This is a genomic window from Leptospira andrefontaineae, assembly GCF_004770105.1.
GTDB lineage: Bacteria > Spirochaetota > Leptospiria > Leptospirales > Leptospiraceae > Leptospira_B > Leptospira_B andrefontaineae.
The window spans coordinates 143,856-161,323 of sequence record NZ_RQEY01000026.1; the positions used below are offsets into that span (position 1 = coordinate 143,856).

21 protein-coding genes are annotated in these 17,468 nt (G+C 39.9%); 15 read left to right on the plus strand and 6 right to left on the minus strand.

Going from position 1 to position 17,468, the window contains the following annotated elements; translation table 11 throughout:
• Positions 1–104: 104 nt before the first annotated feature.
• Complete coding sequence (locus EHO65_RS19140) at positions 105–1,070, minus strand: DUF2804 domain-containing protein (RefSeq protein WP_135776144.1); 966 nt, start codon at positions 1,068–1,070, stop codon at positions 105–107.
• 224 nt (positions 1,071–1,294) lie between these two features.
• Between EHO65_RS19140 and EHO65_RS19145 the strand changes: the two genes are divergently transcribed.
• The 11 genes from EHO65_RS19145 (at position 1,295) to EHO65_RS19195 (ending at position 9,866) form a co-directional block, all read left to right on the plus strand.
• Positions 1,295–2,539: an EAL domain-containing protein gene (locus EHO65_RS19145; RefSeq protein WP_135776145.1), complete on the plus strand. Its 1,245-nt coding sequence runs from the start codon at positions 1,295–1,297 to the stop codon at positions 2,537–2,539.
• A 78-nt stretch (positions 2,540–2,617) separates the two neighbouring features.
• Positions 2,618–3,379 (plus strand): Fe-S cluster assembly ATPase SufC, encoded by a 762-nt coding sequence (gene sufC, locus EHO65_RS19150; protein ID WP_135776146.1) that lies wholly within the window; start codon positions 2,618–2,620, stop codon positions 3,377–3,379.
• Between the two features lie 4 nt (positions 3,380–3,383).
• Entirely contained in the window at positions 3,384–4,565 is a 1,182-nt protein-coding gene (locus tag EHO65_RS19155; protein ID WP_135776147.1) for a SufB/SufD family protein, read from the plus strand.
• Positions 4,565–4,879 (plus strand): non-heme iron oxygenase ferredoxin subunit, encoded by a 315-nt coding sequence (locus EHO65_RS19160; protein WP_135776148.1) that lies wholly within the window; start codon positions 4,565–4,567, stop codon positions 4,877–4,879. Before EHO65_RS19155 ends, EHO65_RS19160 begins: the two co-directional genes overlap by 1 nt.
• Before the next feature lie 27 nt (positions 4,880–4,906).
• The gene (locus EHO65_RS19165; protein ID WP_135776149.1) at positions 4,907–6,148 is read left to right on the plus strand and encodes a cysteine desulfurase; all 1,242 of its coding nucleotides are present in this window, start codon (positions 4,907–4,909) and stop codon (positions 6,146–6,148) included.
• On the plus strand, positions 6,132–6,557 hold the full coding sequence (gene sufU, locus EHO65_RS19170; protein ID WP_135776150.1) for a Fe-S cluster assembly sulfur transfer protein SufU: 426 nt from the start codon (positions 6,132–6,134) through the stop codon (positions 6,555–6,557). The genes EHO65_RS19165 and sufU overlap by 17 nt, the downstream gene beginning before the upstream one ends.
• 55 nt (positions 6,558–6,612) lie before the next feature.
• A complete protein-coding gene (locus EHO65_RS19175) occupies positions 6,613–6,912 on the plus strand; it encodes a type II toxin-antitoxin system Phd/YefM family antitoxin (RefSeq protein ID WP_135776151.1) in 300 nt (99 codons plus the stop codon).
• Complete coding sequence (locus EHO65_RS19180) at positions 6,913–7,350, plus strand: PIN domain-containing protein (protein WP_135776152.1); 438 nt, start codon at positions 6,913–6,915, stop codon at positions 7,348–7,350.
• A 78-nt stretch (positions 7,351–7,428) separates the two neighbouring features.
• Entirely contained in the window at positions 7,429–8,259 is an 831-nt protein-coding gene (locus EHO65_RS19185; protein ID WP_135776153.1) for an AraC family transcriptional regulator, read from the plus strand.
• Positions 8,260–8,313: 54 nt separating this feature from the next.
• Complete coding sequence (gene chrA, locus EHO65_RS19190) at positions 8,314–9,468, plus strand: chromate efflux transporter (RefSeq protein WP_135776154.1); 1,155 nt, start codon at positions 8,314–8,316, stop codon at positions 9,466–9,468.
• Between the two features lie 65 nt (positions 9,469–9,533).
• Entirely contained in the window at positions 9,534–9,866 is a 333-nt protein-coding gene (locus EHO65_RS19195) for a metal-sulfur cluster assembly factor (protein WP_100724813.1), read from the plus strand.
• On the opposite strand, the gene EHO65_RS19200 is transcribed toward EHO65_RS19195, so the two are convergent.
• From EHO65_RS19200 to EHO65_RS19220, 5 genes are read right to left on the minus strand one after another with little or no spacing between them, the layout of a single operon-like run.
• The gene (locus tag EHO65_RS19200) at positions 9,863–10,537 is read right to left on the minus strand and encodes an ATP-binding cassette domain-containing protein (RefSeq protein WP_135776155.1); all 675 of its coding nucleotides are present in this window, start codon (positions 10,535–10,537) and stop codon (positions 9,863–9,865) included. The two genes, EHO65_RS19195 and EHO65_RS19200, sit on opposite strands and share 4 nt — an antisense overlap.
• Positions 10,537–11,301, minus strand: a complete 765-nt coding sequence (gene modA, locus EHO65_RS19205) for a molybdate ABC transporter substrate-binding protein (RefSeq protein ID WP_135776156.1) — start codon at positions 11,299–11,301, stop codon at positions 10,537–10,539. Before modA ends, EHO65_RS19200 begins: the two co-directional genes overlap by 1 nt.
• A gap of 15 nt (positions 11,302–11,316) precedes the next feature.
• Positions 11,317–11,997 (minus strand): molybdate ABC transporter permease subunit, encoded by a 681-nt coding sequence (gene modB, locus EHO65_RS19210; RefSeq protein ID WP_135776157.1) that lies wholly within the window; start codon positions 11,995–11,997, stop codon positions 11,317–11,319.
• A 9-nt stretch (positions 11,998–12,006) separates the two neighbouring features.
• Positions 12,007–12,579: a hypothetical protein gene (locus EHO65_RS19215; protein WP_135776158.1), complete on the minus strand. Its 573-nt coding sequence runs from the start codon at positions 12,577–12,579 to the stop codon at positions 12,007–12,009.
• On the minus strand, positions 12,576–13,034 hold the full coding sequence (locus tag EHO65_RS19220; RefSeq protein WP_135776159.1) for a RidA family protein: 459 nt from the start codon (positions 13,032–13,034) through the stop codon (positions 12,576–12,578). The genes EHO65_RS19215 and EHO65_RS19220 overlap by 4 nt, the downstream gene beginning before the upstream one ends.
• 137 nt (positions 13,035–13,171) lie before the next feature.
• Between EHO65_RS19220 and EHO65_RS19225 the strand changes: the two genes are divergently transcribed.
• From EHO65_RS19225 to EHO65_RS19240, 4 genes are read left to right on the plus strand one after another with little or no spacing between them, the layout of a single operon-like run.
• Positions 13,172–13,972: a class I SAM-dependent methyltransferase gene (locus EHO65_RS19225; RefSeq protein WP_135776160.1), complete on the plus strand. Its 801-nt coding sequence runs from the start codon at positions 13,172–13,174 to the stop codon at positions 13,970–13,972.
• Positions 13,969–15,639: a DEAD/DEAH box helicase gene (locus tag EHO65_RS19230; RefSeq protein WP_135776161.1), complete on the plus strand. Its 1,671-nt coding sequence runs from the start codon at positions 13,969–13,971 to the stop codon at positions 15,637–15,639. The genes EHO65_RS19225 and EHO65_RS19230 overlap by 4 nt, the downstream gene beginning before the upstream one ends.
• Positions 15,606–16,697: an N-acetylmuramoyl-L-alanine amidase family protein gene (locus EHO65_RS19235; protein ID WP_135776162.1), complete on the plus strand. Its 1,092-nt coding sequence runs from the start codon at positions 15,606–15,608 to the stop codon at positions 16,695–16,697. The genes EHO65_RS19230 and EHO65_RS19235 overlap by 34 nt, the downstream gene beginning before the upstream one ends.
• A complete protein-coding gene (locus tag EHO65_RS19240) occupies positions 16,678–17,439 on the plus strand; it encodes an LIC_10740 family protein (protein ID WP_135776163.1) in 762 nt (253 codons plus the stop codon). Before EHO65_RS19235 ends, EHO65_RS19240 begins: the two co-directional genes overlap by 20 nt.
• The last annotated feature ends 29 nt before the right edge of the window (positions 17,440–17,468 follow it).

Genomic DNA, 17,468 nt, shown 5'->3' on the forward strand with positions numbered 1-17,468 from the left:
TTTTTCACGCTAAGGCACGAAGTTTAGAAGGTTTCTGTATATAAAAGCAGAGCTCCCTTAAAAAATAATAAACCTTTTCCCCTTAGCGACTTTGCGTGAAAGTCCTAAGTTCCCTGTATTTTCTCCAAAATGGAAATCCCGTTTAAAATCTTATCCTTCTTTGTTTTGGTCTTGATCCAGCCTGAAACGGTATATAATGTTTTTATAAATTTCTCTTTCCCGAAGTTTTTGGGACGAAGGAAACTCGCCTCTACTTCGGGTTCTAACTCTAATTCCAGTTTGGAATTTTGATCTTTTAGGATCTTCTTCTTTCCTTGGTTCGACCAGACTGGTTCGCCAAAGTTTAGGACTTCTCCATTTGTCCAAACTAAGATCTCATCTTCCAAATAAAGATGAACCTTCTTCTTTGCAGAAATATTCAGATAAATCCGATTTTCCAAGGGGAAAGCTTCGGAGCTGTACCCCTTAAAAACCGTATAAGACAAGAGTCCGTTTTCCAAAGAAACGGATAGATCGTTCCAAGAGAGTTGGCCTTCTACCTTTAGGTCAGGGGAATGATTTTTAAAAATCCAATCTTTGCCGGAAGGAGAAATTTGAGTGAACCAGTTGCCTTTATTCTTATCTCCGGTGTATGCGAGTGCATCCAATTGAAAGTTTAGATTTTTTTCCCAGATGGCAGAATGTGTATAACCTTGGCGGATATTATCATCTAATCTGAAATTGAATCTTTTGTCCGATTTTGTAAAACTCCAATAGCCGTTCTTGAAACTTCCTTGGTGGATAAAAGAAGAAGTTCCATTCTCTAAAAGAGAGCTCTCTTGCAAATTTCCAGTTTCTCGATTCCAGAGAAGTAGATTTGCGCCGGATTTGAATTTGGTCGCATAGATCCTAAGTTCTAAAAAGACTTTTTCACCTAGTATATCTACGAGAACTGAATCTACAGATCTGAATTTGGAGAAGATTCCCGCGTCGTATTCTTTGGAATTATCGATCTGCACAGGACCGAAATATTTTCCAAACAAAGGTTCTAATGTAGAAGGATGAAGAATGGAGCCTAAATGTTCTTTCATTGAATGTTCATCTAATGGCGATTAGTCGCCTTTTTTTCTCTGATAAAAAACCCGACTAAGACGGGGCTTTGTTACAAAAGAAAACAAATAATTTGCCATAATGTAGGAAAAGAATAAGAAAAAAAGGGGAATTTTCCAAGCTTTCGTCTTCATTCCTAACGCCGTTTCAGGGAAATATGCTTGTGTGTATACTTCAACCGGATTCTAGTAGTGAAGGAATCTGCATGCTCGCCGAATACGAGTCTCAACAAATTCTATCTCTGGGAGAAGGTTATTATACCCCTCATTACCAGCCGATCTTAGACGTCGGTAATCGTAATATTATAGGTTACGAGGTTTTAGGGAGAGTATTTTCTCCTGAATCCAATCAGTACCATTCTTTAGGGTATCATTTCCATAATCCGGATACGGATACTGTCCGTTTAGTTCATATTGATCGTATCATTCGTGAAAAAGCGATCAAACATGTGAAGGAAACAGGTCTTAAGACTAAAATTTTCCTGAACATGATGCCAAACTTTCTCTCCATGGTGTACACGGGAGAGGTGTTGGATATCAAACGTCTCCATATTCTTCATCTCATAGACAAATATGATATTAACCCGAACGATCTAGTTTTAGAGATCACTGAAGATAAGTTCGAAGGGAATATTGAAAAACTTTTATATATCGTAAGCCTTTTCAGAGAAAGGGGGATCAAGATCGCAGTGGATGATCTTGGGGTCGGCTTTTCCAATTTGGAAAGGATCGGTTATATCCATCCGGATATTATGAAAGTGGACATAAAAATTATGAGAGAGAGTTTGAATAGACGCTCTTTCAAAAATGTACTCTCTGCAATTTCTGAAATGTCCCAAAGACTCGGTTCTCAACTTCTATTCGAAGGTGTAGAAAACGAAGAAGAATTATATCTTGCTCTATCCATGGGCGCAAACCTCCTCCAAGGTTTTTATTTCTCTCGTCCTGCTTTGGATTTTCAGGACAAAAAACGTTTTAATAAAACTCTTAAAACTTCTCTAGAAAAATTCTCGGGACTTAGGTTCTTGGAAATTCTGGAAAATCTCAGAAAAGAACAATCCTTCCTGGATCAGTTCGTGGATTTATTCAAAGATCTGGAAACTTCTTCCGAAGAAAAGATGACGGATGCATTGAATGGTATCTTAGACAAACTTCCTTTGGAAACTACTTCTGTTCTAGTTACCGATATGCACGGTTATCAGGTGACTCCTACTTTTAAAAGAGAAGCTTACGATCTTCCTTGGACAAGATTGTTGACCGAGGTGGGAAATAACTATGCTTGGAAACCTTTCTTCATCCGCCATAAGGCAGAAACCTACCATTCTAGTAGAGTTTCCGGGTTTACTGAACCTTTCCATGACATAGAAACCAAACGTCAATATGTCTTATTCACCCTGAATCTGGGAGAGAATCACGTTCTCATTCTCCGCCTGGACTGGGAATCCTACTGAAGTCCGGGCTTCCAAACATCTTTCCTATTGATCTCCGCCTCAGGCATAAAAACATAGTCCTAGGCAGGGGTCCTATACGTGGCGGAACTACTCAAAATTTCAAATCTTCGCGCCGGAGTGGAAACCGAATCCGGTGAAGTTCAGGAAATCCTAAAAGGAGTCGACCTCACTATCAACGAGGGAGAAGTCCATGCCATCATGGGTCCTAACGGATCCGGAAAAAGTACCTTATCAAATGTCATCATGGGCCACCCTAAATATAAGGTGATCTCTGGGGATATACTTTTCAGAGGGGAATCCCTTCTTGAAAAACCGACTGACGAAAGAGCAAGAGCCGGCATCTTTCTTTGTTTCCAATATCCAACCAGCATCCCCGGCGTAACCATCGGAAATTTCTTACGCACCATCTTAAAATCAGTCCGAGGCAAGGACTTACCTGTAAAAGAATTCCGGAAAGAACTAAAAGAGGCCACAGCTTTATTAGAAGTTCCTGATACTTGGATCGGAAGATACGTGAACGACGGATTTTCCGGTGGAGAGAAAAAGAGGAATGAAATCCTTCAAATGACTCTTCTCAAACCTAAACTTTCAGTTCTAGACGAGACAGATTCGGGTCTGGACATTGACGCACTTAGAATTATCAGCGAAGGGATCACTAAAAACAAATCCGTAGAAAGGTCCATCCTTCTGATCACACATTACCAAAGAATGTTGAATTACGTGACTCCTGATTTTGTTCACGTTTTTGCACAGGGTAAGATCCTGAAAACCGGCGGAAGAGAGCTCGCTCTTGAGTTGGAAGAAAAAGGATATGACTGGATCCTGAACGGAGCGAACTAAAGGAATGCTTTTGGCGGAATCAATTTCGGAATATATCAAGGAAAAGAAGGAGCCATCCATTCTTACTGAATTCCGTACAAACGCTGAAAAATTTCTGAACGAGGCTATATTTCCGGATTCTTCTCTGGAATCTTGGAGAAAGATCAGTCTTTCTAATTTTAAAATTTCAGAATATACCAAAGTTTGTCCTGATTCTTCCGTAACCGTTTCCGGAAATGCGAAGGTTACTAAATTACAAGATCTTCCTCCTGAAAAACTTTCAGAGGTTTTGAAAAAACTAGAACCTGCAGTTTCATTTTATTCCAAAGAATGGTTTCCGCTTTTCGTATTTTCCAGGTTCACTCATGCGTATTATGTGCAACTAGGTTCGGATCCTTCTTCTTTCCCTGAGATCAAGGTTGAATGTAAGGACGGAAATATCATTCTTCCTCTTCTGATCGTGGATGCTTTCCCAGGAGCTAAATCCAATTTTCTGGAAAGATGGGAATCCCCTTCTCAGAAAGATTTGGTGTTAATGAGTGGAGTTACTATTCTTCTTACTCCTCCAAATGGAGATTTCCAATATTCCAGTTTGGAAAATTTGGGAGATTCTACCTTTCATTTTAGAGCTACTTATGGAGTTCAGGAAAAGGACTCTAAGTTTCATGCGAGTCTTGCTTCTTGGGGCGGATATAAGGGTAAATCATTCTATGATACGAATGTTATTGGAAAAGGATGTTGGACACGTTATGTGGGTCTTTCTCCTTTAAAGGCGAGGGAATTCCAAGACACTGAAGTCAGAATTCTTCATTCGGAAAGCCATGCTCAAAGTTCTATTTTATATAGAACTGTTGTAAGAGAGAAGGCTCATCATGTATTTACCGGGAATCTTCATATACCTTCTCATTGCAAAGACGTGGGTGCGATCCAGATCAATAATAATCTTCTTCTAGACAGAACTGCAAGAGCAGAATCTATTCCTAAGTTGGAAGTATTTGCTGACAGTGTAAAATGTGAGCATGGCGCTACAGTCGGAGAAATAGACGAAGAACAATTATTCTATTTAGCTTCCAGAGGTATCTCGGAAGAAGAAGCACGCAAAATGATCGTAGAAGGATTCTTGAACGAAGTAGTCCGAGAATTTCCTTCCGAAACTGTTCGCGAAGAATTATCCTCTATGATAGAATCTAGGATGTTGGGCGAGTAATGAGTGAATTTCAGAAACTAGCTAAACTTTCCGATCTGAAAGAAGGGGAGATATTCGTAGCAGAAACCCGTTACCATAGGGTAGGGTTGACTAGACTGGGGGACGAAGTTTGTGCATTCGCGGATCTTTGTACCCATGACGGTGAGGATATTTCTACAGGAGAATTGGAAGGCGACGTAATCGTTTGTCCAAGACATTCTGCAAAGTTTAATATTCGCACAGGTAAGGTACTTTGTATGCCTGCAGTAGAAGATTTGCCAGTCTATAAGACTAGAATCGTGGGTGACGAAGTCGAAGTAGAGTTAGAGGATTGACATGGGGAACCGAGGAGAGCAGAAGTTTTGAGTTTTGATCTCGAAAAGATACGCAAAGATTTTCCGATTCTGTCTACACAGATGAACGGTAAGCCCTTGGTGTTTCTGGACAGCGCCGCCAGTTCTCAAAAGCCTAAGTCTGTTATAGATACGATCCGTAAATATTATGAAGCGGAGAATGCGAACATTCACCGCGGAGTGTATTATCTCTCCCAAAAGGCCACTGAAAAATACGAGATGGCTCGTATCAAAACTTCTAGATTTATTGGAGCTGCCTGCGCTAAGGTAGTTATATTTACTCGCAATACTACTGAATCCATCAACCTAGTCGCTCAATCTTGGGGACGCACCAATATCCACGAAGGTGATGAGATCGTATTAACTGAATTAGAGCACCATTCTAATTTGGTTCCTTGGCAGATGTTGGCTCAGGAAAAACAAGCCGTCTTAAAATTTATTCCTCTTAACCAAGATTCTACTTTGGATCTAACTAATCTGGATGAGATCATCACCGAAAGAGTGAAGTTAGTCGCTCTTGCTCAGATGTCTAATGTAACTGGAACTATTCACGATCTTTCTGCTATTATTCGTAGAGCAAGAGAAGTTGGAGCAAAAGTGTTGATAGATGGTGCCCAAGGGATTTGCCATCTTCCAACAAACGTTCAAAAAGAAGATTTTGATTTTTATGCATTCTCTGCTCATAAGATGCTCGGACCAACTGGTGTAGGAATTCTTTATGCTAAGGAAGAGATCTTAGACACAATGCCTCCTTGGATGGGAGGAGGGGATATGATCTCCAAAGTTTGGAAGGATAAATCCACTTATGCCGATCTTCCCGCAAGATTAGAAGCAGGTACTCCTAATATTTCCGGAGTGATCGGATTTGGAGCTGCTCTAGAATATCTTGAATCTGTTGGGATGCAAGAGATCAGAAATCATGAGTTGGAACTCCTACAGTATGCTTTAGATCGATTGGAAGACTTCGGCGGTTTAGAATTGTACGGAACAAACGATCTAAGCAAAAGAGGAGGAGTGATTTCCTTCAATTTTCCTGGAGTCCACCCTCACGATGTAGGTTCTATTCTGGACGAAGAAGGGATCGCAATCCGCGTGGGACATCATTGCGCCCAACCGTTTATGGACTTCAAAGGGATCGCAGGTACCTGCCGCGCTTCTTTCTATCTTTATAATACCAAAGAAGACGTAGATTCTCTTTTGGTAGGTCTAAAGAAGGTGAAGGAGATTTTCGGCCGTGTCCTTAAGCGATAGTCTTTACCAAGAAGTACTACTCGATCATTACCAAAATCCGAGACATCATGGAAAGATGGAACACTCCGATCTTCACCAAGAAGGAGTCAATCCTCTCTGCGGTGACGAAGTGGAACTTTTCCTTAAACTGGATGGAGATATTATCTCTGAGATCAGTTTTGTGGGGAAGGGTTGTTCAATTTCCCAAGCTTCTGCTTCTATGCTGACGGATAGTCTTTATGGAAAAACAATCTCGGAAGCAAAATCACTTCTGCATCAATTTAAAGGAATGCTTTTAGAAGATAAGGTCCCCAATTTTTCGGAAGAATATGAAGATCTTGAATCTATGGAAGCGGTAAAGAAGATCCCGGCCCGTATCAAATGTGCAACACTTGCCTGGAATACTTTGGAAAAGGCGATCGGGAAGTAAGGATTATTGGCCAAAAGGACTTGACATAGGTAGCCCCGGTAGCTACAATTTTGGCATGAAAGCGGTAGGGATCAAAGATCTTAAAAATAATCTAAGTAGTTTTCTGGATTTTGTACGAAGCGGGGAGACTGTCCTCATTTTGGATAGAAATCAGCCGATTGCAGAGATCAAAAAGTTCGACCAAAAATCGGATCTCACCAAACAATATTTAGAAGAAGCGGCTAACGCGAACTCCATTATCCCTGCAAAAACTCTAAAAGGAATCAATATTCCGAAATCAATTCTATTAAGTACTGGAGCCAAAACCAGAATCTCTACAGCTTGGAGGGAAGCTTACCGAGCAGACAGGGATTAAATGGTCTTATATATAGATACTAGTCTTCTATTAAATATTCTTTATGCAGAAGCAGGTTACGAAGACCATTTGGACTATTTTAATAAATCGAATCTCAAATTCGCTTCTATCTTACTTGAGATAGAAAGTTTCAGAAGTTTATATTTCACCTATTCAAAAGAGGGTAAACATTTGCCCAAAAATTGGTTCAAAGATGCGGAAGGATTCCTGGGCGAATTCATTTCTCAGATCAATTTAAAAAATCTAGACGATGACATTCGAACGGAAATTAGAAAGAACAAAGAAGTTTTAGAACTTAAATCCTTGGATGCAGCTCATCTTGCTACAGCATTGCATATTAGAAAGTCCATTTCTGACGAATTGATCCTATGTTCTATGGATGAAAAATTCAGATCTGTAGCTAAAAAGTTAGGTTTTAAACTATATCCGAAAAAATAAAAAAATCGGATCGCAAGAACTATCAAGCAAAAGTAAAAGATAAAGTTTAGGATACTGGAAACAGTACCAAGGACTGTAATGGATTTCGTTCAAAAGGCTCTCTGGTTTATAGAAGGTCATTCTAAAGAAAATATTTCTCTAGAAGATATAGCAAAGAATGCAGGGGTTTCTCCCTTTCATCTCACACGAACCTTCTCTTTGACTATGGGAATTTCTTTGATGAGATATCTAAGAGGACGACGTTTGAGTGAGGCCGCAAAGATATTGGTGGAAAAAGGATCCAATATTTTAGATCTCGCTTTGGATATTGGTTACGGATCTCACGAGGCATTTACTAGAGCTTTTAAAGATCAGTTTTCGATGACTCCAGAACAACTCAAGTCCCAGGGTCATCTTGGTAATGTGAACTTAGTGGAGGCTATCACCTTGAACGCAGAACCAATTCCTAAAATCGATCCACCCAGATTCGAAACTATCCCACCTAGACTTTTTGCAGGTACTGTACAACATTACGATTGTCAAATGCCTGCAGGAATTCCAAACCAATGGCAAAGTTTCGGAATGTACCTTGGAAATATTCCTTCTCAAGTAGGAGATGCTGCTTACGGAGTTTGTTATAATTTCGATGCGGAAGGTAATTTTGATTATATGTGCGGTGTAGAAGTTTCAAATTCTTCCGGATTACCGAAAGAGTTTCAGGTATTAAAAATCCCTGCCCAGAAGTATGCAGTGTTTACTCATAAGGGTCATATCGCTGGGATCAGAGCTACTTTTGCTGCAGCAGGCAAATGGTTTCCTGATTCCGGAGTAAAACCTTTCGAGGGCGCAAACCTGGAAAAATACGGTAAAGAATTCAATCCAGTCACAGGAATGGGTGGATTAGAAATTTGGATCCCAGTAGAGGATTAAATTTTCCGAAAGGTCTTGCGGAGTCGACACGCAGGGCCTAAATAGTGTTTTCGGATGAAAGAAGTATTTTTCACTTTTTTAAAATTAGGTCTGATCTCTTTCGGCGGGCCAACCGCACATTTAGCTTATTTCTATCAAGAATTTGTAATTAAAAAGAAATGGATCTCCGAAGAAGTTTATAAAGAATTATTGGCGGTATGCCAATTTCTTCCGGGTCCTGCAAGCAGCCAATTGGGGATCTGCATAGGAACTCTTCGGTCCGGCTGGAAATCCGGATGTGTTGCTTGGATCGGATTTACACTTCCTTCAATCTTATTGATGGTTGGTTTTGGAATTTTATTAAAATCGAATATAGTTCCGGATTTGAAATGGGTCCATGGTTTAAAATTGGTCGCAGCCGCCGTTGTAGCTCATGCAATTTTGACCATGTGGAAAAATTCGAAAAACCATCCTTATAAGATCTATATGATTTTAGGTTCTGCAATTATTGCCCTGGTGTTTTCGGGCGCGTTTACTCAGTTGATCGTAATTTTAGTTGGAGCAGGTATTGGATTCTTTTTATTTAAAGAAGAATCGGATCTTCCCTATGTTTCCGTTTCCTTCTCCATTCCGAAAAAGATCGCATTCTGGTCTTTAGGATTTTTCTTCTTTCTTCTTTTCTTATTACCATTGTTCAGATCATTTTTCGGGTTACAGTATTTTGCGATCTCCGATTCATTTTATAGATCAGGTGCATTGGTATTTGGGGGAGGACATGTGGTCCTTCCTTTATTGGAAAACGAAGTAGTGCGACAAGGTTGGATCGGAAAAGAAGAGTTCCTAGCTGGATATGGAGCTGCCCAAGCAATGCCTGGTCCTTTATTTACATTCGCTTCTTATCTAGGTTATATGATCTCAGATTTAAGCGGGGCTACTATCTCTACGATTTTTATATTTCTTCCTTCTTTTCTTTTGGTGTTTGGGTTTTTCCCTCTTTGGGAGAAAATAAGAAATTATCCAAAAATGCGAACTGTGATTGATGCGATCCAGTTTTCCGCTTTAGGAATCTTATTGTCCGCATTCTGCACTCCTGTTTTCACTTCTTCCATATATTCGGCATATGATCTCTTTGTATTCTGTGGATTATTTTCTTTGATGGTTTTTCTAAAAGTCCCAAACTGGTTGATCTTGATCATTGGTATAAGCGCTCCATTCTTAAATCCGTTCTGATGGAAAATAAAACGGTCCTTAAAATTCTTTACACGAAGTCGCTGTTTAGGTAGACTAATTGTTAGATGCAATTATTAGAACAACCAACTCAAGAGATCGAAAAAAGGGTCTACGCTGAGATCCATAGGGTAGAAGATCCCGAGATCGGTATCTCCGTGGCGGAGTTAGGTCTGATCTATAAGATCCAGGTAGAAGGTGATAAGGCCCGGATCGAAATGACTTATACTTCTATGGCTTGTCCCGCAGGTCCTCAAATGAAAAAGGATATCGAAGACAACGCTCTTAGAGTTGAGGGTATCAACTCTGTAGATGTTGAAGTAGTTTGGACTCCGAAATGGGACCCTCGTGCAATGGCTTCAGAAGAAGCTAAAATGGATCTTGGGATTTTTGATTATTAAGAACGGTTACTGATTATTTTACCGTCTTCCATATAAAGAGCAGTAGTTCCAAAATACTCCAGGTCCTTAGGATCGTGTGAGATCAGAAGAATAGGCATGCTTATCTTATTCCTTAAACTTTTTAGTTCTTCTCTCATCTTTTGTCTTAGATCCGTGTGAAGTGCTGCAAACGGTTCATCTAAAAGTAAAATTTTAGGATCTCTTGCAAGTGCTCTTGCGATTGCCACTCTTTGTTTTTGCCCACCTGAAAGATGTTTCGGATAACTTTCGGAAGTCTCTTCTATCTCGAATAAATTCATCAGATGAGAAACTGTTTCTTTGTCTTTTTGACTAGTAGTGAACCGAAAAAATTTGTTTAACCCGAATTCTATATTCTTTCTGACGGTAAGATGAGGGAATAACCCGTAACTTTGAGGAACATAGCCTAGATTTCTTTTCTGAGGCGGGATATATTTTTTGGAAGAAGAGTCAAAATAAACCGTGTTTGCAAAAGATATTTTTCCCGAATCCGGTTTTAGTAGGCCGGCTAATGCGCGTAATGTGAGACTTTTTCCCGCTCCGGATGGACCATACAATACCTGAAATTCTCCTGAAAATTCGAACTGAACATCCAGCTCGAATTTTCGATTTCCATCGGAGAGGTTTTTTCGGATATCTACGGTTAAAGACATTAAGGAAGTATGAACTTATATTTTAGAAATGTTTCTTTGGCTTCAGGAGATTTTTTTAGAAATTCCAAGAAGGATTTTGCCTCTTCTGAATTTTTGGTACCGGTAACTAAAATTCCCGGGTATAAGATCGGTTTGTGTCCACTCAATGTGAGTGCTATCTTAACTTTAGATTCTGCGATTGCTGCGTCTGTGACGTAAACAAAGCCAGCTTCTACTTCCTCTCTTCCTACGTAATCTAAAACTTGTCTTACATTTTCAGCAGGGATAAACTTTTCTTTTAAGGAAATATTTAAGTTGTTCTTGGTAAGGACTTCTTCCGCATATTTTCCTGCTGGAACTGAGCTTGGATTTCCTATCGCGATCTTTTTAATCTCAGGCAATTGTAGATCTTCTAATTTTTTGATCTTGAGTTCACTTGTTTTAGGTTGGATTAAAACTAAAGTGTTTTTGAGTAGAATAGTCTTTGTAGAAGATTCTAAAACTTCTGCTTTGATCCCCTTATCTACTATATCCTGATCTGCGGAAATGAAAACATCTACTGGAGCACCTTTTTCTATTTGTTGGTATAAACTTCCGGAAGATCCAAAATTGAATACAGCTTTGATTCCAGTTTTTTGTTTGAATGTGGTTCCGAGTTCTTTTAACACATCGGTTAAGCTAGATGCTGCAGAGATTGTGATCTCTTTTTCCTTCTCTTGCGAGAAAGAAGGGGATTGTATAAGTAAAAGTAAAACAGGAAGTAATATATATAGTCTTTTGATCATTCGTTTAATAATTCCTTACCAATGGGATTTTTTAAGTAAGATCCCGGAAACTGTCAATACCAATACACAAGTAATGGATGCAACGAATACAAGTAACAAAGAGAATTCATCTTTTCCGGATTGAACGGAATCATAAATGGCAAGTGCGATGGTTTGTGTTTTTTCAGGAATATTTCCTGCGATCATCAAAGTTGCACCGAACTCTCCCATTCCTCTTGCGTAGGCCATCATAGATCCTGCTAAAATTCCTCTCCAAGAAAGTGGGAGTATAACTGTTAAAAAAGTTTCCCATTTAGATTTTCCTAAAGTGAGTGCTATCTCTTCATATTCAGGATCCAGATCTTCGAAGGCAGCCTTTGCGGATCTATAAACTAAAGGAAAGGAAACGATTGTAGAGGCTAAAATTGCTCCATGCAAATTAAATAATATAGAATATTGGAATTGCTCTAAGAGAAAATGTCCGATCACTCCTTTTTTGCCGAATAAAACCAAAAGGTAATACCCAAGCACTGTGGGAGGAAGAACCATCGGTAAGGTCAAAATTGCATCCGCAAATGTCCTTCCGAAAAATCTAAGCTTGGCCATCCAATACGCGAAAAATATTCCGAGTAAGGCTGCGAAAAATGTAGAAAAAAATGTTACCTTAAGTGTGAGAAAGAGAGGATATCTGATGGAGTTCCAATCGAAAGTATCCATCAGACTGACTTAAAGTTTAGAATTCCATAATGTTAGTGAAGAAATTGTTGTTAAGGCCCAAAAAGAACAGAATGCATAAAAATTAAAATTATAATAATAATCTTGGTCTCTGATAAAACTTACGAAAAATACATCCGGTAATAAGAGCCCAAGCACCAATAATATTCCTGAAAATCCTTGCAGAACAACGATCGTCTTTCCTACCCATTCACTTCTCCAGAAACCGCCAAAGAAGAATGTTAAAAAACAAGGAATAATGAAAAATATATTCGAAGCAGTTCTTACGTTTACTTCTTCTATACCACTTCGGCTTGGTTCAATTCCGAAAAAACTGCCTAGTTTGGAAATTAGATCCTGCCCCGATTCTACGCCTAAATTGATGGAGTAATTAATCCAACTTCCTAAGCTAAAGAATAGTTGAAGCAATGCTAAAACGAAGATCAATTTTTCCTTTCCACTTTTTTCGGAATAGAATTCAATAAATCTTCCTAAAAGTTGGGAAAGAAATCTTTTCCAACCGTTTAAAACTACGGAAGTTGCAGGCAATGCCAGGCTTAGATCTCTGAGAAGGTTTTTGATCATCCTAAAGAAACCGTCATCTCCACTTCTACCGGAGCTCCTAATGGAAGTGCGGAATTTCCCACTGCGAAGCGCGCATGACGTCCCGCTTCTCCAAAAATACTTAAGAGAAGATTGGATGCATGATTTGCGACTAAATGTTGCTCTATAAAATCAGGGCCGGAAGAAACGAACACTCCGATCTTTACGATACTCTTTATTTTATCCAGATCTCCGATCACTCCTGCGATGGCTGCAAGCCCGTTCAACGCGGCTTGTTCTGTGGCAGCCTTTACATCATCGATAGAAAGCCCGGCACCTAAGGTTCCTGTAAGCATGAGTTTGCCGTCTTTTAAGGGCAATTGGCCGGAAGTGAATACCAGATTTCCTGTTTGTATGGCAGGTATATAAGCTGCAATCGCCTTAGGCGCAGGTGGGAGTTCCAACCCAAGGGATTTGATTTTTTCGAGTATGCTCATTCTGTGAGGGTTTCCTTTTCCCGTTTCTCTTCTATTCCTGGATGGTTTCTCGTTTTTTCAAGCACGTATTTCGTTCCAGGCCCGGGGATTTTCCTTTACGTAGGGAAGACTTTATGACAAGCTTCTTGTAGGCAAGCATGTCCTCAATACTCGAATTGGAACCTCATCCAGAATATCCGGAAGCCTATATGGTATGCCGTCGCACGGGGGTCCATTTCTATAAATTGGCAAAGGAAAGGGATTACGAAGATTCCTATTTTCAAGAAGAATACAAGAATCAGTACAAAAAGACCTATTATGAGGATGAACCTCAGCTTAGAAATTTAGCCAAGGCACGTTTAGAAATCATGAGCGCATTCCAAAATCCGAAAGGTAAAACTCTTTTCGAGATAGGATCTGCCGCTGGCTTCTTCTTATCCGAAGCGGAGAAGAAGGGATACAAAGTGAAAGGTTTGGAACTTTCTTCCACAGAAGCGGAGTATTCTAAAAACAAATTAGGTTTGGATGTTGTCTCCGGTTCGTTCTTGGATGATTCCATTTTTCCCAAAGAAACTTTCGATGCGGTCTGTGCGTTTTTTGTAATAGAACATTTTCCGAATGCGGAACTTGTTTTCGAGAGGATCAATAAATTGTTAAAGCCGGGTGGGCTATTATTCTTAGGTCTTCCTTCATTGAATGGACCTTCTTTTCAAACCAATCCTGAAGAATGGTTTCGTACTCATCCGTCGGACCATTTTTGGGATTACTCACCTGATTCTCTTAAAAAAATGTTGAAAATGTACGGTCTCGTCACGGTATATAAGAAACCTATGTCATACCATCCTAGTAGAGATAAAGGATGGAAAGGCAAATACCTGACACATCGGCTCTTTGTTCGCTACGCAAACCTCTCCTGCTACGCCGACACATTCCACTCAATCGCGATTAAAAAAATATGAAATTCGAAGAATTAAATCTAGAGCCTAACCTGCAAAAAGCAATCCAAGACGCAGGATTTACTGAGCTCACTCCTATACAAGAAAAAGCAATCCCTCCCGGAATAGAAGGTAGGGATGTAACCGGTTTAGCACAAACAGGAACCGGTAAAACTGTGGCATTCTTGGTGCCAACCATTCACTCCATCTTGACAAGAGGAATACAAGGGGTCAGCACTTTGATCCTTGCTCCTACAAGAGAGTTAGTGATCCAAATTTCGGAAGAAGCCGAAAAGTTACTGAAACATACGGACTATAGAGTTGTCCCAATCATCGGTGGAACGGATTATAAAGTCCAAAACAGAGATCTGAATGGACTGAATGGTCTTATCGTTGCAACCCCGGGAAGATTGATCGACTTAGCAAGAAGCGGAAGCGCTGATCTTGAAAAGGTTGAGTTCTTCATTTTGGATGAAGCGGATCGTATGTTGGACATGGGTTTCATTTACGATATACGTTGGCTTCTTCATAAATGTAAGAATAGAAAGCAGACTTTACTTTTCTCAGCAACTCTCTCTGTAGAAGTTATGCGTCTTGCATATCGTTTTATGAACGAGCCTGTTGAGATACAGATCAATCCTGATAAACTGATCACGGAAAGAATAGATCAGAAGCTTGTTCATTTGGGAAGAGAGGAGAAGTTACCTTATATGGTGAACTCCATTCTTGCAGAAGAATTGGAAGGGCAAGGGATCATATTCACAAATTTTAAAGCGAATATTCCTAAAATAGTCCATTCTCTCAGAAAGTTCGGAATTCCGATCACAGGAATTTCTTCGGACTTAGACCAGAAAAAAAGACTTAGACTTATGAGGGATTTTAAATCCGGAAAGTTCAAGTTTATGGTGGCGACTGACGTCGCAAGTCGCGGTATCGACGTAGAGAATATCGAAGTAGTTTTCAATTTTGATCTTCCTCAGGACACCGAGAACTATGTGCATAGGATCGGAAGAACTGCAAGAGCCGGAAGAGTTGGTAAATCTATCAGCTTCTGCTCTGAGTCCGATTATGTTGAATTGGAGAAGATCGAAAAATATCTGAAACAAAAGATAGATGTTCTTCCTGTTCATGAGGAAGCGCTAACATTCCCTGCTGGCGAGTTCCAAGTTTTTGTAGGTGGAGATGCATTTGATAATGCACCTGTCGAAAGAAATGGGAACAGAAACCAAGGAAGAGGCGACAGAGGTCCTAAAAAACAAAGAGGAGATTTCCAACGTAACGGTAACGGAAATCAAAGAGGCGAGAAGAACTGGAATAGAGAATCAGGAGATCGTAAAAAAGATTTCAATAGAGATTCCAAACCAGGTAAGCCAAGCGGCGGTCATAAAAAAAGACCGGAAGCTGCTATCCAAGAAGCACAAGAGTTTTTACAAAAAGCGGACAGTGTATTCGGTTCCAATGGTGCTCGTAAAGATAGAAACCAGAAAAATCAGAACCAGAAGAAAGGAAAACAACGTTCCGATTTCCAAAAACAACATTCTCCAAATCACCAAAATCAGGAGAATAAAAAACAAAAATCGAATTACGATAAAAGCAAACGTAACTTATTCGATATCAACGATTCTAAAAGATCTTCAGACAAGAAGAAGGGATCAATTTGGACAAGGATCAAATCCTTCTTTGGGGGTTAGGATTCTTTCTAATATTTAGCGCGCCCGTTTTTGCCGAGTCAAGAATACAAACTATCGGCAAGAACGGATACGTTTCTTTCGAAGAGATCCATAAAAGGATCCCAGGACTACAATCTAAATTCGAGTCTGCTACATTAGTAGGCTCCATCTCTCACGCTTCCGGTGAGATCCGTTTTAGGATCGGTGCTTCCTTTTATGCAATCAATGGTAGTTTAGAAAAAACGAATTTACCGGTCGTATATAAAGAGAAAGACTTCTTACTTCCTCCCGATCTGGTAGAAGCAATTTTTGTTCGCCTATTACCCGGAGATGTAAGTTACGAACTTAAAGAAGACGAACTTATATTTGATCTATTGCCTAAAGCAGAAAGATTGAAACTTTCTGCGATCATTGTGGATGCGGGACATGGAGGAAAAGATCCGGGAACTTCTTCCGATAAAGGGACCCAGGAAAAATTGGTTTCTCTGCAGGTGGCTCGTTTCCTGAAAAAATTCCTTAATAAGGTGTATCCGGAAGTTAGGGTGATCCTGACCAGATCCAATGATTCATTTATAGAATTGGAAAGAAGGTCCGAGATCGCAAATAAAGAGATCCAAAAGGGCGGATCAGTTTTATTCGTAAGTTTACATTGTAATGCCTCTATCTCTTCCGATGTGAATGGCTTCGAAGTATATTATTTATCCCAGACCCCCAGCACGGAAACCGCAAGAGAAGTCTCTTTATTCGAAAATGGCATTTCGGGCAAGAAGAGTGGGACCTCCTACGGGAAGATCCAGGCAGGAATGATGTCCTCTATGATCCAAAGAAGAAGTCGTCTTCTCGCCAGAAGTGTCGAATCCGAGATGAAAAAAAACCTTGGTCCAAAGATATTGTCTAGAGGAGTGAAGAAAGCGGACTTTTCCGTGCTAAGGGGAAGTTTGATGCCTGCAATCCTGGTCGAAATGGGTTACCTCACCCATAATAAAGAATCTGAGGTATTGGCTGATAAAACCCACCAAGTGAAATTGGCCAAAAGTATATTAGAAGGTGTGAGAGCGTATGAACTTGCAAAAGATTAAGGAAATTTGGAATCGCTTCCTCACTCATCTGGACACTTTCTATACTTGGGTTTTTGAATTAGCAACCAGAGCAGCCGATTCCAAAGAATCCAAAAGAATATTATTCTTAACTTATTCTTGGATCATCGTATTATTATTCCTGACCGGTTTCATTCTCGCAGGAAAAAATCCATTAAAACTACTTGTTCCATTCACATTATACGATCTGCCTAATCTAGATCCTAGAAAAGAAATCGTAATATACGGTTCGGATGGAGAAGGTCAGGTATTCCCGGTAAAAAGAAAAGTCCTCTTAACCGGTGAGAATTTCAGACACGATGTTTTGACATTAGTGGGAGAAGCTGGAGAATCCAGTTATTTCGATCCTACTGTTCCGAATGCTTCTGCGCAGTATAGAAATCTGAAAAAACTTCCGAACTTGCAAGATTCCGTGATCTCTATCTGGAAAAGAGGAGATGTGCTAATCTTGGATTTGAGAAAGTCCACATTGGAAAATCTACTTTCAGATATGAAGTTCCGCATCGATTATACTTACGCAAGTCAGATGACGGAAGAACAAAAGTCTGCAGAGATAGAGCGTAAAAAATTGGGCTTATTGTCTTCTGCATTCTTAGCTACTGAAAAAACATTATTCGAAAACTATCCTGATCTAAATCGGATCGAATATAAGTTAGGCGGAGAAGTGGGGGATTTGCCCGGCTTAAGCTATTTATTATCTTCTTCCCATACAAGACAGCCCTAAGATTTCTTCAGTATTAGCTGTTTTCTCTC